The organism is Pseudomonas sp. COR18 (assembly GCF_048568395.1).
In the GTDB taxonomy this organism is placed as follows: Bacteria; Pseudomonadota; Gammaproteobacteria; order Pseudomonadales; family Pseudomonadaceae; genus Aquipseudomonas; species Aquipseudomonas fuscovaginae_B.
The window spans coordinates 3,714,306-3,734,505 of record NZ_CP183808.1 but is presented as its reverse complement, the minus strand read 5'-3'; the positions used below and the strand labels follow the sequence as shown (position 1 = coordinate 3,734,505).

The following is a 20,200-nucleotide window of genomic DNA, read 5'->3' as shown; positions in this document are numbered from 1 at the left end:
CAGCGCTAAAACAGAGCATCTGCCGGAGATTTCGATGAACCCCCGCCAAGCTTTTTTTGCCTGTCTGGAGCGTACGCCGCCCGCGGTGTTCGAAGCGGCGTTGTGGATCGCCGCCGAGCATGATTCCAAGGTGCGGCCCGAAAGCCTGCTGCGCGATTTCAAGGATCTGCAACAGCGGGTCAGCGCGGGGCTGCCACTGCTGCCGGTCAGCGAGCTGGCGCAACCGCTGCTGCGGCGCATGAACGAGCTGGGGTTCCAGCAGGACGAGTTCACCCCGCTACGCCCCCATGCCGCCCTGCTCGACAAGGTCCTGCAGCGTCGTCGCGGACAACCGCTGGTGCTGGCACTGATCGCCCTGGAACTGGCGCGAGGCCTGGAGATTCCGCTGGTGGGGGTCAACTTTCCCGGGCACTTCCTGTTGCGGGTACCGGGCGCGGACCACCTGCTCGATCCCTGCGGCGGCCGCCGTCTCTACCCCAACGATTGCCGTGAGTTGCTCAGCCGCCAGTACGGCCCGACCCTGCTCCTGAGTGCCGAACACATGCAGACGGCGACACCGGTGGACATGCTCCAGCGCCTGTCGCGCAACCTGCGGCAACTGCACCTGGCCAACGATGACTTCCTCGCCGGCCTGCGCGATGCCGAACGGGTCCTGGAACTGGGCCAGGGCAACGCCAGCGACTACCTGGCCCGTGCCAGCCTGTACCAGAAACTCGACTGTCCGCGGGCCGAACGCTATGACCTGGAACGCGCCCTGCTGCTCAGCGACGACCCGATCCAGCGCCTGCGCCTGACCGAACGCCTTGGGCGCATGCCGCCCGATACCGTCGTGCACTGACGGTCCGGGCGACGGACCTCAGGCCGGAGTATCCGGCTGATTGGCCGGGTGAGCCTGGATGAACGCCGGATGCTGCTGTGCCAGCGCCGCGACCCGGCGGATACGCGGATAGGCCTCCAGCGGCACCTTGAAGCGCTCGGCCGCATACAGTTGCGCAATCAGGTAGACGTCCGCCAATCCCGGCTCATTGCCAAAGCAGTAGCCCGTCTCGCCAATCAACTGCTCGACGGCGGCCAGCCCCTGGGTGATCCAGTGCCCGATCCACTCCTGAACTTTCTGCTCATCATGCCCCCACTGGCGCAGCAGGTTGAGCACGCTGACGTTGTGCAGCGGATGGATGTCGCAGCCGATCAACGCCGCCACCGCCCGCTCCTGGGCCCGGGTCGCCAGGTCGCGGGATAACAGCGGCACCTGTGGATAACGCTCCTCCAGAAACTCGATGATCGCCGACGACTGGGTCAGCAGGTGCCCGGCATCGGTGCGCAATGCCGGCACCCGCCCCTGCGGGTTGAGTACCAGGTACGCCGGCTGGCGGTGTTCACCGCCCCCCGGCGCGATCAGGTTGACCGGTTGCGCGTGATAGTCCAGGCCCTTGAGCGCCAGGGCGATCCGCACCCGGTAGGACGAGGTCGAGCGGTAGTACGTGTAAAGCTCCATGGCTCGCTCCTCTCAACGCGCCGGCAGGATCCTGCCACGGCATTCGCCGAAGCCGATCGACGCAAAGCCTTCGCGGTGGCAGCGAGCACGCAGGATGATTTCGTCGCCATCCTCGAGGAACCGGCGCACTTCGCCCGACGGCAGCTCCACCACTTTCTTGCCGCCCTCGGTGATTTCCAGCAGGCTGCCGAACTGGCCGGCCTCTGGGCCGGACAGGGTGCCGGAGCCGAACAGGTCGCCGGGCTGCAACTGGCAGCCGTTGACACTGTGATGCGCAACCATCTGCGCCACGGTCCAGTACATGTGCAGGGTGTTGCTCAAGGCCAGGCGCAAGGGTGGCAACTGCTGCTCGCGCATCGCCTCGGTTTGCAGCAGCACTTCCAACTCGATATCGAGGGCACCGGTTTCCTGGTCCCGCGGGTCGAGCAGGTACGGCAGCGGCTGCGGATCACCCTCGGGACGCGCCGGCTGGGCCTTGCGAAACGGCTCCAGGGCCTCGGCGGTGACGACCCAGGGCGAGATGCTGGTGACGAAACTCTTCGACAGGAACGGCCCCAGCGGCTGGTACTCCCAGGCCTGCACGTCACGCGCCGACCAGTCGTTGAGCAGACAGAAGCCGGCAATATGCTCCGCGGCGTCGGCGATGGCGATCGAGTCGCCCATGGCATTGCCCTGGCCGATCCAGATCCCCAGCTCCAGCTCGTAGTCCAGCCGGGCGCAAGGGCCGAACACCGGTTCGCTCTGCCCGGCAGGAAGGGTCTGCCCCTTGGGCCGACGTACCTCGGTACCGGATGGACGTACGGTCGAGGCCCGGCCGTGGTAGCCGATCGGCACATGCTTGTAGTTGGGCAGCAGCGGGTTGTCGGGGCGGAACAGCTTGCCGACATTCTGCGCGTGCTGGATACCGACGTAGAAATCGGTGTAATCGCCGATCTTCGCCGGCACGTGCATGACACAGTCCGCCGCCAGCGGCAGCAACTTCGCCCCTTCGGCTTCGATCCGGCCCCGCAGGCTGCTGTTTTCCCCGAGCAGTTCCAGCAGGCGCTGGCGCAGGGCCTGGCGGGCACTGCGGCCGAGCTCGAAGAAGGCGTTCAGTTGACCGCCACGGGTGGCTTCGACCGCGGCCTTGGCCGCACCGTCGAACAGGCCGGCTTCCAGCGCCGCCTGCAGGTCGAAGATATGCTCGCCGATCGCCACGCCGCTGCGTGGGGCCGAGCCCTTATGGCTGAAGATGCCCAGTGGCAGGTTCTGCAACGGGAAGTCGGCATGCCCGTTGGCGGATGCGACCCAGCTGCGCGCAAGGTTGGGTTGAGTCATGGGTTATCTCCGATCCGGGGTGAAGGTGTTGGGCAGGCTTGCCCAGCAGGCGTCGTAATTGTTCTGCAACTGTGGGCAGTCGAGGGCGAAGCGGCTCGGACGCAGTACCTGGCTGGTCTCGAACATGAAGGCCATGGTGTTGTCGATCTTGCTCGGCGCCAGCTCGGCGGCGATCGCCTTGCTGCAGGTCTCGCCGTCCGGCCCATGGGCGCTCATGCAACTGTGCAGGGACGCGCCGCCGGGCAGGAAACCTTCGGCCTTGGCATCGTAGGCGCCCTGGATCAGCCCCATGAATTCGTTCATCAGGTTGCGGTGGAACCACGGCGGACGGAAGGTGTTCTCCGCCACCATCCAGCGCGGCGGGAAGATCACGAAGTCGAGGTTGGCCATGCCCGGCACGCTGGTCGGCGAGGTCAGCACGGTGAAGATCGACGGGTCCGGGTGGTCGAAGCTGACCGTGCCGATGGTGTTGAAGCGCCGCAGGTCGTATTTGTACGGCACGTTGTTGCCATGCCAGGCGACCACGTTCAGTGGCGAATGATCCAGCTCGCAGCCCCACAGCTCGCCGAGGAATTTCTGCACCAGGGTGGTCGGCTGCCGGCGGTCCTCGTAATGGGCCACGGGCGCGAGGAAATCGCGTGGGTTGGCCAGGCCGTTGCTGCCGATGGGTCCCAGGTCCGGCAGGCGCAACGGCGCGCCGTGGTTCTCGGCGACATAACCACGAGCCGTTGCATCGAGCAGTTCGATACGGAATTTCAGGCCACGGGGCAGCACGGCGATTTCCAGCGGTTCGAGTTCCAGCACCCCCAGCTCGGTGGCGATGCGCAGGCGCCCCTGTTCGGGTACCAGCAGCAGTTCGCCGTCGGCGTTGAAGAACACCCGCTCCATCGAGCGGTTGGCGCGATAGCCGTAGACGCTGATGCCGGCCGGTTTATCCGCTGCCGAGTTGGCGACCATGCTCACCAGGCCATCGATGAAATCCGTGGGTTGCTCCGGAATCGGCAACGGGTTCCAGCGCAGGCGATTGGGCGTGACCTCGCCCAGAGGGCCGCCGGCCAGTTGTCGCTCCAGCTTGGCGAACGCCGGATGGTTGGCCGAGGGCTGGATGCGATACAGCCAGGTGCGCCGGGCTTCGCTGCGGGCCATGGTGAACGCGGTGCCGGACAGCAGCTCGGTGTAGAGCCCGTAGGGGGCTTTCTGCGGCGAGTTCTGGCCGACCGGCAGCGCGCCGGGCAGCGCCTCGCTGCTGAATTCGTTACCGAAGCCGGACTGGTAGGCCAGCGTCGTGGAGTCGAGGTTCATGGAGCCTCCTGGTGGAGTGGACCCGTGCCGGCTCCCCCAATCACGGACAGGCAGCAAGGTCGGTTGTTTTTATTGGATCGAAATTTATGAATTGCGTAATTCGATTATGCAAAACGTAATTTGATTGCCTGTGCTCGTCAAGCTATAAAGACGCCCATTCGTCCCGGGATCACATCGCCTCCATGGAAAAGCCGCGCAGCAGCGACAGCAACGCCAAACAGAAAGTCCGCTCGGCCGAGGTCGGTACCGATATCCTCAAGGCCCTCGCCGAGCTGTCGCCCAGCACCTCGCTGTCGCGCCTGGCCGAGCATGTGCAGATGCCGGCGAGCAAGGTGCACCGCTACCTGCAGGCGCTGATCGCCAGCGGTTTCGCCGAACAGAACGTCGCCACCAATCACTATGGCCTCGGTCGCGAGGCGTTGCGGGTCGGTCTCGCGGCGCTGAACGGCATGGATGTGCTGCAGGTGGCGGCGATGCCCCTGGCGGAGCTGCGCGATGACCTGAATGAAAGCTGCTTCCTGGCGGTCTGGGGCAATCACGGGGCGACCGTGGTGCATATCGAGCCGGCGGTGCGTGCGGTGACCGTGGTCACGCAGTTGGGCTCGGTGTTGCCGCTGCTCAGTTCATCCACCGGCCTGGTGTTCAACGCCTTCCTGCCGGATCGCGAGACCGTCGACCTGCGCGAGGCCGAGCTCAAGGCCGGCCACCCGCATCCCCTGGCCGATGCCGCCACCTACGCCGCGACCTGCGAACAGATCCGCCAGCGTGGGCTGCACTTCGTCCATGGCCTGCTGATGCCGGGGGTCGACGCGTTGTCGGCACCGGTGTTCAACGCCCTGGGCCAGGTGGTGGCGGTGCTGACGGTGGTGGGCCCGACGTCGCTGTTCCATGCCGATGAAAACGGCCCGGCGGCCAAGCGCCTGCTGGCGGCCAGCGAGGCGATCAGTTGGCGCATGGGCTACCAGAAAAGCCAGTGACTGTGGGAATGCAGTGACTGTCGGAGCCGGATTTATCCGCGAATAGGCCCTTGGGACTGCCAAAGGCTTCGTGGATAAATCCGGCTCCCACAGGCTAGCGCTTGCGCAGCTGAGCCCAACGCCCACGACATCAGCCTTGTCCTAGCCCATCAGGCCCAGCGCCTTGGCCTTGGCCACCGCCTGGGTGCGGCGCTCGACACCGAGCTTGCTGTGGATCCTGCGGGCATGGGTCTTCACCGTGTGCAGCGAGATGAACAACTGGTCGGCAATCTGCAGGTTGGAACTGCCCTGGGCAATCAGCCTGAGCACTTCCAGTTCGCGCTGGCTCAACGGGTTGTCACCGCTGGCCACCAGTTCCTCCTCGACCCCCAGCGCCGCCAGCAGGCCCGGTTGACGCAGGCGCAGTTCGCGCAGCGCCTGTTGCAGATTGCAGCGACCGACCAGTGCCAGGCCCTCGCCGAGATGAGTCCGGGCCAGGCTTACCTGCCCCTGCAGGAACGCCACCTCCGCCAGGGCCAGGCGAATCTCCGTCTCGATGCCCTGCATGCCACGGCGCTGGGCCTGCTCCAGTTGCCGGGCCAGCGACTCCAGCGCCGCACAAGGCTTGTGCTGGTAGACCTGGGCCAGCACCAGCAGATACTCGAGCCGTGGAATCAGCTCCAGGGTGGCCGGCGGCGCCTGTACCGCGTTCGGCCCGCGATAGTGGCGCAGCACCCGGGTCAGCGCTTCATCCGCCAGTTCGGGACGTCCCTGCTGTAACCAGAAATGGCTGCTGATCATCAGCAGCACCGCCCGGTATACCGTGTCGGGAATATGCCGCTGCTGCATCAGCCGCTCGGCATCGCGCAAGCGTACGAAGGCCTGGGGATAATTACCCTGGTTGGCGTCCAGCAACGCCAGCCCGAGGAAGCCGTAGAGCCCCCGTTTATCGTGGCAACGCAGGCATTCATCGAGCCCGGTCCGGAAGTATTCGGCGGCCTGCTGGTCATGGCCCTGGCGCAAGGCCAGACGCCCCTGGCGCAGGGCCACACGCCCGCGCAACGGACCGGTCACGTAATGCTTGGCCAGCAGCAGCGCCTGGATGTTCTCCAACAGCGCCTCGCTGCGCTGCAAGGCCCCGCGCTGCTCCAGCAATTGCGCGTGGTCGAGTTCCAGCAACGCCTCGAACAGCAGCGAGCCTTGCGCCCGGGCCAGGCACAGGGCCTCCCGGCTCAAGGCATGGGCCTGCTCCAGTTCACCATTGAGCAGGGCCTGCTGGGTCAAGCCCGACAGGCAGAACAGCCGCGCCGGCCAGGCCGCCGGCGGCAGGTCCTGGAGTGCTTCGAGAAAATGCTCGCGGGCCGCTGCCGCCCGTCCCTGCAGGTGCAACAGCCAACCCTGCTGCGCCTGCCAACGCGCAACCAACTGCCGTTGGGCCGCCGCCGACGGTTGTGGAGCGAAGCGGGCCATCTGCTCGATGCTCCGCGCCGCCTCGTCGAAACGTCCGGCGAACAGCAGCGCGGTGGTGATCAGGCCAAGCAGATGCGGGGTACCGAACAACAGCTCGTCCGGGCGCTGCTCGTGCAGGCGCAACAGCAACGGGACGTTCTGGCCCTCGAACAGGTAGTCGAAACTGAAGTTGTGCAGCAGGCTCGCCGCGACTTCCAGCTCTTCGGCCGCCAGAGCCTGCTCCACCGCCGCCTGCCAGTCACCCCGGGCGCTGAACCACTGGCAGGCCCGCCGATGCCAGGAGCGTGCGGCCGGCCACGGCTCGTCACGCAGCAGCAGGGTTAGCGGGGCGAATATCCGCAGCCATTCGCCGGATTCCTCCCAGGGTTCGACGAAGCACCCCAGCTCCTGCAGGGTGCGCATCCACTGGGCCCCCTCGCCCACACCGAACAGGTGCTCGCACAGGTCGGCGTTGAACCGCGGCAAATGGGCCAGTACCCGCCAGGCCTCAGCCAGTTCGGGCGCCAGCACGTCGAACAGTTCGTGTTGCAGGTAATCGAGCAGGGTCGCCGAGCGCCGCGAACCGGCATCCGGGTCGTTGGCGATCCAGGCCGGCGCCTCCAGCAACGCCACCCGCACGCCGGCACACCAGCCGCCGGTGTACTGGCTGATCCGCTCGATGCACTGGGGCGACACCTGGCTCGTCGGGTTGACCACCAGGCGTTCGATCTCGCTGCGCTCGAAAGCCAGTTGCGCGGCCCCGACCTCATGGAGTTCGCCCTCCAGCAACAGTCGTGGCCAGTTGCAGTGGGGCCGGCGCCGTCCACCCAGCCACCAGCTCAACATCGGGCTGCTGACCGCCAGCAGGCGGTCGAGCAGTTGATCCAGTGCCGGGTCGGGCAGGCGGCAATAGTCGTCGAGGAAAATCCAGGTCGGTGTGCTCCAGCGGGCCAGCCGGGCCAATAGGCTCGACTCGTCACATGGGCCGTCCAGGCCCAGGGCTTCGGCCAGGGCGCTGCAGAAGGCCTCGGTCGCCAGGTTCGCCCCGGCCAGAGGCAGCCAGCACACCCCGCAATCGGCGGGCGCCTGCAGCAGGCATTCGGCAAGCAGCGCGCTCTTGCCGCTGCCGGCGGGGGCGCAAAGCAGACGGACCCGGGCCTGGGACTCGATCAGGGGAATACTCAGGCGTGGGCGCGACAGATGGCGGGAGGACAGGCGAGGCAGGAACCCGGGACGATCCAGACGCGGGGTCATGGCGGTCATGGCGGCAGCCTTTCTTGGTTTTATCCGCTTACCCTATTCCTGTTCGGGCACTGGCATGAACAAGTATTCAGGAGGCTGATCGGACCTCATAAAAAGAGCTTCGGGAGAAAAAGGTTGTGGGAGCCGGCCTTAGTGGGAGCAGGATTTATCCGCGAATCCAACCACGCGTTTATCCAGGATAAGCGCGTGATCGTTCTTCGCGGGTACATCCAGCTCCCACCGGCACGTGTGCTCCCATGGACTCCACAGCGGCCACGAGTTCCGTGGCGACTGTTATCAGCGCACGCCGCTGGCCCGCAGCGCCGCCGGGGTGTAGTCCGCAGCCTTGCCGACGAAGCCGAACTGGAAGCTGTGCTTCTCCTCGTTCTTCATGCCCAGGGCGATGTAGCGACCGGCAATCAGGTCATACAGGGTTTCGACGGTGTAGGCCGGCACCTGGTGATCGTAGTAGAACTGCGCATGCCCTTCGGCCACCCGCCACAGCTGGCCACGACCGTCGTAGTGGTCCACCAGCGCGACCTGCCAGCTGTCCTCGTCGATGTACATGTGACGCTTGGCGTAGATGTGCCGCTCGCTCGGCTTGACCGTGCCCTCGATCTCCCAGACCCGATGCAGCTCGTAGCGGGTCAGGTCCTGGTTGATATGCCCGGCCTTGATCACATCGGTGTACTTGAGGCTTGGCGAGTCCAGCTTGTAACTGTTGTAGGGAATGTACATCTCCTTCTTGCCGATCAGTTTCCAGTCGTAACGATCCGGCGCGCCGGAGAACATGTCGAAGTTGTCCGAGGTACGCAGGCCATCGGCGGCGGTACCCGGCCCGTCATAGGCGACCTGCGGGGCCCGGCGCACACGGCGTTGGCCGGCGTTGTAGACCCAGGCCAGGCGCGGCTCCTTCACCTGGTCGAGGGTTTCGTGCACCAGCAGCACGTTACCCGCCAGACGCGCCGGCGCGGTGACTTCCTGCTTGAAGAAGGTCAGCACGTTGGCGCCCTTGTCCGGCGCCAGATCAGGAATCTCCGAGGGCACCGCAGCCTCTTCCTCGAAAGTGATCGGGGTGAAGGAACCGTCGGTCTGCGGCGTCGCCTGGGTGATGGTGCGGCGCAGGTTGCCACCGTGGTAGCGGGTGATGTGGTTCCACAGGACCTCCACGCCGTTCTTCGGAATCGGGAAGGCGTAGTAGCGGTTGCCGGTGAAGTTGGCCAGGCCGTTGCCGTCGTTGATCGCGGTGACGTTGAGGGCACTGCGCTTGGCCGACTCGAGCACCGCCGGTGGCAGGGCCACGGTGCGATGGCTGGGGTAGACCGGAATCTTGTAGGTCTGTGGATAACGCTTGAACATCGCCAACTGGCCATCGGAGAGTTTGGCCTTGTACTGCTCGGCATTGGCCGCCGTGATCACGAACAGCGGTTTTTCATTGGCGAACGGATCGGCGAGGAAGCCCTTGCTGTCCACCGCGCCAGCGTTTTTCGGAATGCCGCCGGTGTAGGCCGGAATCGAACCATCGGCGTTGCCGGCCTTTTCCGCGCCGATCGGGGTCAGGGTGGTGCCCAGCTTGGCCGCTTCCTCCGGGGAAACCGCCGCCATCACGTTGGCCGCCAGCAGGCTCAGGGCCAGGGCGCCGCATTGCAGAATCATCTTGCGCATGAAGTAGTCCTTATTCAGCCTTGATCAGAAGTTCGCGCCGACGCTGAGCGCCAGGAAATCGCGGTCAATCAGGGTGTTGTAGCGGCCACCGAAAAAGTCGGTGTAGCTCAGGCTCGCGGTGTAGGTGTTGCGGTAGTCGGCATCCACGCCGATGCTGACCGCCTTGGCGCCCTCGTTGAATAGGCCGTTGGGGCCGTAGCCCTTGACGTCGTGGGACCAGGACAGGTTGGGCTTGAGGTTGATCCCGGCAATCACGTTGCTGTAGTCGAGGATCGCCCGGGCACGGTAGCCCCAGGAAGTGGCGGTGACGTAACCGCCGGTATCACCCTGGAAGCCGTAGGCGCCATAGACCGAGTCACGCCCGTAGCGCAGCTTGTCCTTGGACTCCAGGCCGCCGACGTAGGTGATCCCGGCCTCGCCCACCAGGGTCAGGCGATCGGCGCCCAGCACCTGGTCGAAGAACTGCGTGAGGGTGGTTTGCGCCTGGGTGATTTCCTTGCGGCGATAGCCGGTGTTGTCGGAGCCGGCCGTGGTGCGGATCGGCGAGGCGGCACCACCGGCAATCGGGTTGACCAGGGCCAGGGTCAGGTCGGTGGTGTTGAGTTGCACCGGCGCATTGGGCCGGTAGCTGATCTCGCCGCTCCAGGCGGTGCCGGTGGGCAAGGTGGTGGAGAAACTTGCGCCGTAGAGACGGATATCCTCCGGGTACTCCAGGTAGTACTGGCCACGCCCCAGCATGATGCTCTGGGCCAGGCCGGTGCGGAAGGCGGCAGGCACCAGCGGCAGAATGCTGCCCAGGGAGTTGATGGTGGCCTGGCCCGCCGTGGTGGTACCGACGGTCGGGGTCCGGCTGTGGTAATTCATGAAATAGAGGCCGTACTCGGTGTCATTGCCCAGCCAGCGCAGGGCTACGCCGAACTGGCCGCCATCACGGGCTTCACGATCCTTGCTGCGTTGCACCACCACGCCTTCGGAGGTGACCTCGAAGCCCTGGCCAAAAGCCGCGGCTACCGGCTGCAGCGGCGCGATGGCCGGGCTGCCGACGGTGTAGTTGTTGTTGCAACCATGGGCCACCACGTCGTTGCCGAAGAAGGTGCCGCAGTTATCGACAACCGTGTTCTGCCAGTTCAGTTGGTAGAAGCCCTCGACGGTCAGCGAATCGGTCAGGCTCTGGGAGGCGAAGAACATGTTGACCGGAATCAGCCCCTCCTTGATTTCGGCGCCGGGCCGGCGGAAGGCCGAAACGTCGATGGGGTTGATGCTGTTGATCGAGTTGCCGATGAAGGTGCTTTCGCCCCAGCTGACCACCTGCTTGCCCAGGCGCACGGTGCCCGGCAGATCGGCAATCGAATAGTTGTGGTAGACGAAGGCATCGAGAAGTTCGATGCCGGAAGAGCGGGCGCCCTCGTCGCGATGATGGTCGCTGATGTCCTTGAACTCACGGTCGTCGTCCGCCAGTTCGAAGTCGTACCAGTACTTGCCACGGACGAATACACCGGTATCGCCGTACTTCAGTTCCAGATCGTGGATGCCCTTGAAGATCTTCGAGAAGGTCTCGCCCTTCTTGAAATTCAGCCGTCCGTCATCACCGGTGGACGCCTGGCCGGTACCGCCGTTGGAGACCCCGACCAGCGACTTGTCGGCATCACGCATACCCCAGCTCGCACCGACCGACAGGGACGAGTCGAACTTGCCCTCGATCTCCCCGATATTGAACGAAACCGCATTGGCCTGGGCGCTCGCCCCCAGAGCCACGGCTACCGCCAGCGCCTGCGGCGTGAAGATGGCGCGCATTGTTGTTTTTGTCATGCGTCTTCCCCGGTGAGTGACAGAAGGCTTCACCCTACCCAGCGCCAGCGGGAGCGATAAGCGCACCAAGGAGGTATTTTCGTTGTACCTCCAAAGGATGAATGGCCGCACCGGCGCGGGCTTGCAGGGGACCATCGAAGGGCTGGATGGCACGCCATAGGGGGAATGGATGAGGCTCGCCGACACAAGGTGCGACCTCGGCACAGTCATTCGCGACTGTTACGCCCGCTGCAACAGTGATTGTCATGAAGCGCACTGTTTCAGGGCGCGACAATTCCCTATCCTGGCCTGGCTTTCAGGGGAATCGCTCGGAGGGTCAAAGCTTCGGGAGAGGTTCGGGCATCGAGTCATCGACTCTGCACTGAAGGCGGTTGCGGCCAGTGCGGCCGCCCCGGTTTCGACATCGGCTCGCCGGCGAACCGATGGTCACCTGCTTCACTGACGTTGATTTATCGCTCCTTGATCAAACGTCTTTCCTTGGCCGCTGTGATTACAGCGGCCTTTTTTATGGCCGGCGTTCGCTCACCGGCGACGCCTGTCAGCCGCTGTATTTTTGCAGGTTCGCCATCATCTGTTGCAGGGACTCGGGGGTATCCGCGGGGTGCACGGCATTGTCGAAGTCGCAGATCTTCTGCCAGTTGGCCGCGACCTCGTCCACGCCGAAACCGTTGTGCGGATCGAAACCGACGCCCAGGCTGCGCTCCCAGCGGGTCTTGCCGATCCAGCCGCCACCGACCTCGAACAGGCCAGCGGTTTCCTCGCACTGCTCGCTGCCGAGGAACACCACCAGCGGGCTGATCAGTTCCGGCTTGAGCAGTTCGAACACCTGCGGCGGAATCAGCCCCTCGGTCATGCGGGTACCGCCGGTGGGCGCGATGGCATTGACCAGGATGTTGTTCTTGCGCCCCTCGATAGCCAGGGTGCGGGTCAGGCCATACAGCCCGAGTTTGGCCATGCCATAGTTGGACTGGCCGAAGTTGCCGTAGATGCCGGAGGTGGAGGCCGTGAAGATCACCCGGCCGTAGTTCTGCTCGCGCAGATGCGGCCAGGCGGCGCGGGTGACCTTGTAGGCACCCTCGACATGCACCCGGTAGACCAGGTCCCAGTCGGCGTCCTCCATCTTGAGGAAGGTCTTGTCGCGCAGGATGCCGGCGTTGTTCACCACCACGTCGACCCGACCGAAGGCATCCAGGGCGTTCTGCACGATCTTGTCGCCGTCGGTCACCGAATCGTGGTTGGCCACGGCGGTGCCGCCAGCCTCGCGGATTTCCGCTACTACCCTGTCCGCTGCCGAAGCGCTGGCGCCCTCGCCGTGAGTCGAGCCACCCAGATCGTTGACCACCACACGCGCACCATGGCGGGCGAACAGTAATGCGTGGGCCCGCCCCAGGCCACCGCCGGCACCGGTGACGATCACCACTTTATCTTCGAAGCGCACAGACTCACTCATGACAGCTCTCCAGCCAGGGGCAGTGGGATATAGAGCCTGAGTGTCGGATACGTGGCATCCGGTCACAATAAATACGGTTGGGGGTGAATGGTGCGCGATAAGGCAGAGGGATAGTCCGCGCCTCCCCGCTGGCATCAGCCCGGCCGATTCAGATCAGCATAGCCAGCAGTGGCGCGCAAAACAGGTTGAGCAGGCCGGTCAGGACCATCACCAGGCCGGCGACCGTTCCCTCCTCGCCTCCGGCTTCACGGGCCCGGCTGACCCCGGCACCGTGCGCGCCGACGCCGAACAGCGCACCACGCGCCAGGCTGCTGCGCAATGGCAGCCACTTGAGCAGGACGCCACCGACCATCGCGCCGAACACCCCGGTGACCAGCACGAACACCGCCGTCAGGTCGGGTACACCGCCCAGATCACGGGCCAGCGGCATGGCGAAGGGCGTGGTGATCGAGCGCGGCACCAGCGACAGGGCCAGGGCACTGTCCAGCGACAGGGCACGGGCCAGCCCGTAGGAACTGCCGATGGAGGCCACGCTGCCGGCCAGCATGCCCAGCAACAGCGCCGGCCAATGGCGAACGAGCAGGCCACGCTGCTGCCAGATCGGCACCGCGAAGGCGACGGTGGCAGGCCCCAGTACCAGGACCAGCCAATGGGTGTCGCGCGAGTACTCGGCATAGGCGGTGTGCAACGGAACGGCGACCGCCAGCAGGATGACCGGCACCAGGATCAGCGGCGACAACAGGTAACGCCCCGTGCGTCGGTAGCTCCAGCGGCTGAAGGCATAGGCGCCCAGGGTCAACGCCAGCCAGAACAGCGACATCCACTCAAGCTTCACGGCGGCTGCTCCAGCGGCAGACCCATTCGACAGTGAATGCGGTCGAAAGCATCACCAGCAGGGTGCTGCACATGATCACCAGCAGGATCCGCCAACCGTCCTGGCGCAGCATGGCGCCATAGTCCAGCAGGCTCATCAGCGCCGGGATGAAGAACAGCAGCATCTCCGCCATCAGCCAGCCGGCGCCCAGTTGCAGCGCGGCCGGCTTGACCCGCCCCGAGGCGAACAGCAGCAACAGCAGCGCCAGCCCGATCACCCCGCCGGGAATCGGCCAGCCGGTCCAGGCCGCCACCTGACCGCCGAGCAGATAGAGGCCGCACAACACCGACAGTTCGGCGAGCAGACGCGCGGTTTTTTTCAGCAGTGATCTGTTCATCGGATTCAGGCCCTCCCATGGCGAAAATTCTAGAGCCGGGCCTTTCATCCCAAAAGCGAATTGTTAGACTGACATCCATTCCAAATTGGAATTGGCCCATGGAATTCAAGCAACTGCGCAGTTTTGTCGAAGTGGTTCACCAGGGCGGCTTCACCCAGGCCGCCAAGACCCTGCACATCAGCCAGTCGGCGGTGAGCAAGCAGGTCGCCCAGTTGGAACACAGCCTCGGGGTCATGCTGCTGGACCGCCAGGGCCCACAGGTGCTGCCGACCGCTGCCGGCCGGGTGGTATTGCAACGGGCCGAGGAAATGTTGCGTCTGCGCAACGGGCTGCTGCACGAACTCGATGACCTGAGCCAACTGGCCCGGGGCGAGTTGCGCCTGGGGCTGCCGCAACTGGGCGGCGATACCTTGTTCGCCGGGTTGTTCGCCGAGTATCGGCGACGCTATCCGAATATCGCCATCCAACTGCTCGAGGGCGGCAGCCTGAACATCGAACCGGCGGTGCTGAGTGGCGAGCTGGAGCTGGGTGCCGGTCTCACGCCAAGCAACCCGGCGTTCGACTGCCAGGCGTTCTGCGACGAGCCCCTGGATGTACTGCTGGCAATCGACCATCCACTGGCCGAGGAAGGCTCGATTCGCCTGGAGCAACTGGCCGACACGCCCTTTCTGCTGTATCAGCGCAGTTTCGTGCTCAACCATCGGCTGATCCAGGCCTGCGAGCGGCTGGGGTTCACCCCCAGGGAAAGCGGGCGCAGCGGCCAGGCGGACTTCCTCGCGGCACTGGTGGCCGCCGGGCAAGGCGTGGCGCTGATGCCCAGCGTGGTCGCACGCTCGCTGGTGCGGCCCGGCGTGGTCCGCCTGAGCCTCAGTTCGCCCACCGACCTGCGCTGGGATATCGCCTTCATCTGGCGCCGTGGCGCCTATCTGTCACAAGCCGCGCAGGCCTGGCTGGCGCTGCTGCGCGAGCGGCCGGTCAACCTTTCAGTACGCTGATGAACTCGGCCAGCCAGGGCTCGGCGTCGGTTTCGGGGGTGACCGTTTCGCTGGAGTCCAGGCGCAGCATCGGCTGGACCTCACGCAGGCCGAGTTCGGCGAACAGTTCGCGGATTTGTTCGCCGCCACCGCAGAAGGTGTCGCCATAACTCGAATCGCCGAGGGCGATCACCGCACCCGGCAGGCCGCGCCAGGCCGCTGGCAACTGATCGCGAATGGCGTAGTAGAGCGGCTGGATATTGTCCGGCAGCTCGCCCATGCCGGTCGTGGCGGTCACCGCCAGAAAGGCCTCGGGGGCGAACGCCTGGACGTCGGCCAGGCTCGCACGCGGGTCATGCCAGGCCTCGAGGCCGGCCTTGTCGAGGATCCGCTTGGCATGACGGGCTACTTCTTCGGCGGTGCCGTAGACCGAGCCGGAAAGAATGGCGACTTTCATCAATCTCATCCTGGAGCTGTGTAAAGCCGGGGATATTACCAGATGAGAAATATTCCCACTGAAATTCCCTCCACACGTCCCGGCCGGCATTGACCCGCCGGGACATTCTCTTAAACTTGAATGGCGTGCCAATGGACTGTGGATTTCTCCGACAATGATCAATTCGAAATTGCTGCAACTTGTCATCGATGCCTCCAACGAAGGTATCGTGGTTGCGGAGCAGGAAGGCGAAGACAACATCCTGATCTACGCCAACCCCGCCTTCGAACGCCTTACCGGATACAGCAAGGAGGAAATTCTCTACCAGGACTGCCGTTTCCTGCAGTCCGGCGATCGCGACCAGCCGGCTCTGGCGCTGATTCGCGAAGCGTTGCGCACACGCCAGCCGTGCCGCCATATCATTCGCAACTATCGCAAGGATGGAACGCATTTCTGGAACGAACTGTCGATTTCGCCGGTGTTCAACGAAAGCGACCAACTGACCTATTTCGTCGGTGTGCAGAAGGATGTCACGGCCCAGGTCAAGGCCCAGCAACGGGCTGCCCAACTGGAGGCGCAACTGGCCGAGGTCAAGGCCGAACTCGAAGCCCTCCGGGCGACCAGTGGCATCAACCAATGATGCAATCCGTTGTCTTATGCAGCGTCAGCCGCCTCAACCAGACCGCCTTGTTTTCTCGAGCCCGATCATGCCCCGCACTGCCCTTCTGACTCAGGACGAGTTGGATTTCATCCGGAACATGCAGCACAACCCGCAGCTCAACAAGCGCGACAATTCGTCGAGCCTGCTGGTCAACGGCGTGTCGCAGATCCGCGACCTGCTGACGAGGCTGGCGGCCCATGAGCAGGTCACCCTCCAGGCCAATTTCGAAAACCAGAAGATGAGTTTTCCGCTGCACCTGGTCGAGGACGAGTTCCATGCCCAGCACCTGCGCCTGGGCGTGCCGAGCATCTTCGAGGATGGTCCGCGGGTCCGCCCGTGGCGCCTGGCCCTGGCAACCCCGGTGTACCTGGAGAACGTCCGCGGCCAGCCTGGAGCCCTGGCGGTCCGCGAGATTTCGTTCAAGGGGGTATTGCTGGAACTGCGCAACGGTCTCAAGCCGCCCCGGCAGTTCAACCAGTGGTTCAGCCCGTCAGGCTATGAACGTATCGCCCTGCAGGGACGTTTCGAGCGCGAAACCGAACAGGGCCTGTACGCCTACCGACTCAACCAGAGCAACCCGGACGAAATCCAGCGATTGCGCCAGTACATCCTGCAGCAGCACCGCCTGGCGCACCCGGAATTTCACGCCTGAAGGCCTGCACGGGCGGGTCATCAAGTATCGAGCTTGCCGGCCAGCAACTGCTGAAGGCGCTGGCGCATCGACTGGCCGTCGTGCCCCAGGCAACCGATGCTGGTGCCTTCCAGCGTATCCTGCAGCAGATCCGAGGCATCGCCGGCCAGCATCACCGGGCACTCCACCGCCAGCGCCAGGCGGTTCAACCGCCGGGGCATGTCCGAGGCCGGTGAGCGGTTGGAGTACAACACCAGCGCCCGCGGCCGGGCCTTTTCACAGATCAGCGGCAACTCGTCGAACGGCTGCCCGATGGCCAGTACGCTGATCGGCCCTTCGCCATTGCCCAGCAACAGGCCGGCGACCAGCAGCTCCAGTTCGCGGCAATCACCCGGCAAGGCGGCGAGAACGACTCGCTCGCCGGTGCCCCCTCTGACCGATTGCAACCGCTGCAACACCCGGCCACGCAGGAAGCTGTCGAGAAACAGCCATTCGCTGGTCTGGCCGTAGGCGTCGCGCTGGGCACGCAACTCCTGCCAGAGCGGCATCAGGATATTCTGGAAGACCACCGTCAGCGGATAGCTGGAAAAAATCTGCCCGTACAGGCGCTCCAACGCCAGTTCGTCGAAGCGGCTGATGGCGCCGCCCAGTTGCAGTTGGCAGTTTTGCCAGTCCTCGAGCGGCAACGGCAACAACCGTTCAGTCTCGGGCACCCGCACCGCCGCCTGCTTCGCCAGCAGCTTGCCCACCTTGCTGACGGCCACCCCACGCTCGATCCAGCCGAGAATGCTGCGCACCGTCTCGATATCGCTCATGGCATAGAGACGATGCCCACTTTCGGTGCGGGTCGGCTGGATCAGGCCATAGCGCCGCTCCCAGGCACGCAGGGTCACCGGGTTCACACCGGTCAGGCGCGAAACCTCGCGGATGGGAAACAGCTCTTCCTGCTTGAGAGCCGGCAATGGCAGCTCGATCGCGTCACGTTCGCTGATGGCAGACATGTTTTTTCACATCAATGTGTAAAATTTTCCAGACATTCTAGCCTATACCGCACCACTTTCTTCAAACATGAAACACTACGTTTAATACAACCTGTGCTTTTCCCGTAACAGGGAATGATTCTTGCATTACCTCTAGGTGCAGCCCATCACCCCGGTGCTGCATTTCGCAGTGGTCCTACCCGGACAGCCTGCCCGTCTTGTGGAGATACATGATGTCTACCTCACCCGTCACCATGATGGTGGCCCGTCGCGTCGCCGACGGCCGTTATCACGACATGCTCGCCTGGCTTCAGCAAGGCGAACAATTGGCTACCGACTTTCCCGGCTACCTGGGTTCCGGTGTACTCGCGCCACCTCCCGGCGACAACGAATTCCAGATGATTTTCCGCTTCAGCGACGCCGACACCCTGCACGCCTGGGAGCACTCCGCCTCGCGCAAGGCCTGGCTGGAACGCGGCGGCGACCTGTTCGCACGGCCTTCCGAACATCGTGTCAGCGGCCTGGAAGGCTGGTTCGGCAACACCGACCAGCGTCCTCCACGCTGGAAGCAGAGCGTGGCGATCTGGCTGGCGTTCTTTCCGGTGTCGCTACTGTTCAACTTCGTGCTGGGGCCCCTGCTGGCCGAGCTGGAACTGGTGCCGCGGATTCTCGTCAGCACCCTGATGCTGACACCGATGATGGTGTACTGCTTCATTCCCCTGTCGACCCGACTGCTCGCCGGCTGGCTGCACGGCACCCCGCCGCGGACGCTGCCGGGCACGGCACCCACCCGCAGCCGCTGAGGCTGGCGCGGGCTCGCGGCATGGTTGTGGAAGGCGTGTGGCTGGTATAGTTTGACTCCGGTCACCCCTTCACAGCCTGCCGCGAGCCTTCGATGCCATCGTCCTCCGCCCCGATCCTGATCACTGGCGCCAGCCAGCGCGTCGGCCTGCATTGCGCAGAGCGGCTGTTGGCCGACGGCTGCCCGGTGATCGTCAGCTACCGCAGCGAGCGCCCGGGCGTGCAGAGCCTGCGGGAACAGGGCGCGATCACGCTGTTCGCCGACTTCGCCAGCGAAGCCGGCATCCTGGCCTTCATCGACAGCCTCAAGCAGCACGCCGACAGCCTGCGGGCGATCGTCCACAATGCTTCGGCGTGGCTGGCCGAGACCCCGGGAGACGAAAGCGAAGCCTTCACCCGGATGTTCGGCATCCACATGCTCGCGCCGTACCTGATCAACCTGCATTGCGCCGAGCTGCTGCGCCGTTCGCCACAGGCCGACATCATTCATATCAGCGATGACGTGACCCGCAAGGGCAGCAGCAAGCACATCGCCTACTGCGCCAGCAAGGCCGGGCTCGACAGCCTGACGCTGTCCTTCGCGGCCAAATACGCCCCGCGGATCAAGGTCAACGGCATCGCCCCGGCCCTGCTGATGTTCAACCCCGACGACGACGCGGCGTACCGCGCCAAGACCCTGGCCAAGTCGGCCATGGGCATCGAGCCCGGTGCCGAGGTGATCTACCAGAGCCTGCGCTATCTGCTGGACAATCCCTATGTCACCGGCACAACCTTGACCGTCAATGGCGGCCGGCACCTCAAGTAGGCCGCCCGCGAGGAAACCACGCAATGAGCGCATCACTGCCCGAGCATTACCGCGAGATCCTCCTCGGCCTGGGTGAAGACCCTGATCGCGAGGGTCTGCTGGATACCCCGAAACGGGCGGCCAAGGCCATGCAGTACCTGTGTCACGGCTATGCCGAAACCCTCGACGAGGTGGTCAACGGGGCGCTGTTCGCCTCGGACAACGACGAGATGGTGATCGTCAAGGACATCGAGCTGTACTCGTTGTGCGAACATCACCTGCTGCCGTTCATCGGCAAGGCCCACGTCGCCTACATACCGACCGGCAAGGTGCTGGGGTTGTCGAAGATCGCCCGGATCGTCGACATGTTCGCCCGGCGCCTGCAGATCCAGGAGAACCTGACCCGGGAAATCGCCGAGGCGATCCGGCAGGTAACCAGCGCTGCCGGGGTCGCGGTGGTGATCGAGGCGCAGCACATGTGCATGATGATGCGCGGCGTGGAAAAACAGAATTCGACCATGAACACCTCGGTGATGCTCGGCGCCTTCCGCGACTCGAACACCACCCGCATGGAGTTCCTGCAACTGATCGGACGGAGCAAGTAAATGCCACAACTTCAAGCGGGAATGGCCCGGATCCGGGTCAAGGACCTGCGCCTGCGCACCTTCATCGGGATCAATGAGGAGGAGATCCTCAACAAGCAGGATGTGCTGATCAACCTGACCATCCTGTACGCAGCCCAGGAGGCGGTGCGTGACAACGATATCGATCATGCGCTGAATTACCGCACCATCACCAAGTCGATCATCCAGCACGTGGAGGGCAACCGCTTTGCCCTGCTCGAACGCATGACCCAGGAACTGCTGGACCTGGTGATGAGCAACCAGGCGGTGCTCTACGCCGAGGTCGAAGTCGACAAGCCGCACGCCCTGCGGTTCGCCGAGTCGGTATCGATCACCCTGGCGGCAAACCGCTGAAAACCTGAGCTGCCTGGCGCTCGCGGCGCCAGGCTCATATCATCGCGCCCTACGTTCCCC

The 20,200-nt window shown here is 64.5% G+C and carries 20 protein-coding genes; 9 read left to right on the top strand and 11 right to left on the bottom strand.

Features of this window, described 5'->3' with window-relative positions:
• The first annotated feature begins 34 nt into the window (after window positions 1-34).
• Window positions 35-838 (top strand): SirB1 family protein, encoded by an 804-nt coding sequence (locus ACM62G_RS17270; RefSeq protein WP_054061721.1) that lies wholly within the window; start codon window positions 35-37, stop codon window positions 836-838.
• A gap of 18 nt (window positions 839-856) precedes the next feature.
• On the opposite strand, the gene maiA is transcribed toward ACM62G_RS17270, so the two are convergent.
• Genes maiA through hmgA form a run of 3 tightly spaced genes read right to left on the bottom strand, consistent with a single transcriptional unit; the run spans window position 857 to window position 4,114 of the window.
• Window positions 857-1,495, bottom strand: a complete 639-nt coding sequence (gene maiA, locus ACM62G_RS17265; protein ID WP_273825804.1) for a maleylacetoacetate isomerase — start codon at window positions 1,493-1,495, stop codon at window positions 857-859.
• Window positions 1,496-1,507: 12 nt separating this feature from the next.
• Window positions 1,508-2,812, bottom strand: a complete 1,305-nt coding sequence (fahA, locus tag ACM62G_RS17260) for a fumarylacetoacetase (protein ID WP_054060359.1) — start codon at window positions 2,810-2,812, stop codon at window positions 1,508-1,510.
• 3 nt (window positions 2,813-2,815) lie between these two features.
• Window positions 2,816-4,114: a homogentisate 1,2-dioxygenase gene (hmgA, locus tag ACM62G_RS17255; protein WP_054060358.1), complete on the bottom strand. Its 1,299-nt coding sequence runs from the start codon at window positions 4,112-4,114 to the stop codon at window positions 2,816-2,818.
• A 182-nt stretch (window positions 4,115-4,296) separates the two neighbouring features.
• Between hmgA and ACM62G_RS17250 the strand changes: the two genes are divergently transcribed.
• Window positions 4,297-5,091, top strand: coding sequence for an IclR family transcriptional regulator (locus ACM62G_RS17250; protein ID WP_054061724.1), 795 nt, complete (start codon window positions 4,297-4,299; stop codon window positions 5,089-5,091).
• 141 nt (window positions 5,092-5,232) lie between these two features.
• Here ACM62G_RS17250 and ACM62G_RS17245 read toward each other — a convergent pair whose 3' ends face one another.
• The 6 genes from ACM62G_RS17245 to ACM62G_RS17220 all read right to left on the bottom strand — a co-directional run bounded on the left by ACM62G_RS17245 (window position 5,233) and on the right by ACM62G_RS17220 (window position 13,896).
• Window positions 5,233-7,782 (bottom strand): LuxR C-terminal-related transcriptional regulator, encoded by a 2,550-nt coding sequence (locus ACM62G_RS17245; RefSeq protein WP_419735214.1) that lies wholly within the window; start codon window positions 7,780-7,782, stop codon window positions 5,233-5,235.
• Window positions 7,783-8,058: 276 nt separating this feature from the next.
• On the bottom strand, window positions 8,059-9,426 hold the full coding sequence (locus ACM62G_RS17240) for a DUF1329 domain-containing protein (protein WP_054060572.1): 1,368 nt from the start codon (window positions 9,424-9,426) through the stop codon (window positions 8,059-8,061).
• Between the two features lie 24 nt (window positions 9,427-9,450).
• On the bottom strand, window positions 9,451-11,235 hold the full coding sequence (locus tag ACM62G_RS17235; RefSeq protein ID WP_273825806.1) for a DUF1302 domain-containing protein: 1,785 nt from the start codon (window positions 11,233-11,235) through the stop codon (window positions 9,451-9,453).
• Window positions 11,236-11,773: 538 nt separating this feature from the next.
• Entirely contained in the window at window positions 11,774-12,685 is a 912-nt protein-coding gene (locus ACM62G_RS17230) for an SDR family oxidoreductase (RefSeq protein ID WP_054061726.1), read from the bottom strand.
• Window positions 12,686-12,833: 148 nt separating this feature from the next.
• Window positions 12,834-13,520, bottom strand: a complete 687-nt coding sequence (locus tag ACM62G_RS17225; protein WP_273825807.1) for an LrgB family protein — start codon at window positions 13,518-13,520, stop codon at window positions 12,834-12,836.
• Window positions 13,510-13,896 (bottom strand): CidA/LrgA family protein, encoded by a 387-nt coding sequence (locus tag ACM62G_RS17220; protein WP_054060568.1) that lies wholly within the window; start codon window positions 13,894-13,896, stop codon window positions 13,510-13,512. Before ACM62G_RS17220 ends, ACM62G_RS17225 begins: the two co-directional genes overlap by 11 nt.
• A gap of 98 nt (window positions 13,897-13,994) precedes the next feature.
• Between ACM62G_RS17220 and ACM62G_RS17215 the strand changes: the two genes are divergently transcribed.
• Complete coding sequence (locus tag ACM62G_RS17215; RefSeq protein ID WP_054060567.1) at window positions 13,995-14,891, top strand: LysR family transcriptional regulator; 897 nt, start codon at window positions 13,995-13,997, stop codon at window positions 14,889-14,891.
• Here ACM62G_RS17215 and ACM62G_RS17210 read toward each other — a convergent pair.
• Window positions 14,872-15,327 carry a flavodoxin gene (locus tag ACM62G_RS17210; protein ID WP_419735213.1) on the bottom strand — a complete coding sequence of 152 codons (456 nt, stop codon included), beginning with the start codon at window positions 15,325-15,327 and terminating at the stop codon, window positions 14,872-14,874. The genes ACM62G_RS17215 and ACM62G_RS17210 overlap by 20 nt on opposite strands.
• Window positions 15,328-15,481: 154 nt before the next feature.
• Here ACM62G_RS17210 and ACM62G_RS17205 point away from each other — a divergent pair, with 154 nt between their 5' ends.
• Complete coding sequence (locus tag ACM62G_RS17205; RefSeq protein ID WP_054060565.1) at window positions 15,482-15,946, top strand: PAS domain-containing protein; 465 nt, start codon at window positions 15,482-15,484, stop codon at window positions 15,944-15,946.
• A 67-nt stretch (window positions 15,947-16,013) separates the two neighbouring features.
• Window positions 16,014-16,619, top strand: coding sequence for a hypothetical protein (locus ACM62G_RS17200; RefSeq protein WP_054060564.1), 606 nt, complete (start codon window positions 16,014-16,016; stop codon window positions 16,617-16,619).
• Between the two features lie 20 nt (window positions 16,620-16,639).
• On the opposite strand, the gene ACM62G_RS17195 is transcribed toward ACM62G_RS17200, so the two are convergent.
• Window positions 16,640-17,599 (bottom strand): MerR family transcriptional regulator, encoded by a 960-nt coding sequence (locus tag ACM62G_RS17195; protein ID WP_419735212.1) that lies wholly within the window; start codon window positions 17,597-17,599, stop codon window positions 16,640-16,642.
• 212 nt (window positions 17,600-17,811) lie between these two features.
• Between ACM62G_RS17195 and ACM62G_RS17190 the strand changes: the two genes are divergently transcribed.
• The 4 genes from ACM62G_RS17190 to folX all read left to right on the top strand — a co-directional run bounded on the left by ACM62G_RS17190 (window position 17,812) and on the right by folX (window position 20,140).
• Window positions 17,812-18,381 (top strand): antibiotic biosynthesis monooxygenase, encoded by a 570-nt coding sequence (locus tag ACM62G_RS17190; RefSeq protein WP_273825810.1) that lies wholly within the window; start codon window positions 17,812-17,814, stop codon window positions 18,379-18,381.
• Window positions 18,382-18,473: 92 nt separating this feature from the next.
• Complete coding sequence (folM, locus tag ACM62G_RS17185; protein ID WP_273825811.1) at window positions 18,474-19,184, top strand: dihydromonapterin reductase; 711 nt, start codon at window positions 18,474-18,476, stop codon at window positions 19,182-19,184.
• 23 nt (window positions 19,185-19,207) lie between these two features.
• Window positions 19,208-19,768, top strand: coding sequence for a GTP cyclohydrolase I FolE (gene folE, locus ACM62G_RS17180; protein WP_054057310.1), 561 nt, complete (start codon window positions 19,208-19,210; stop codon window positions 19,766-19,768).
• On the top strand, window positions 19,769-20,140 hold the full coding sequence (gene folX / locus ACM62G_RS17175; RefSeq protein WP_419735211.1) for a dihydroneopterin triphosphate 2'-epimerase: 372 nt from the start codon (window positions 19,769-19,771) through the stop codon (window positions 20,138-20,140).
• The last annotated feature ends 60 nt before the right edge of the window (window positions 20,141-20,200 follow it).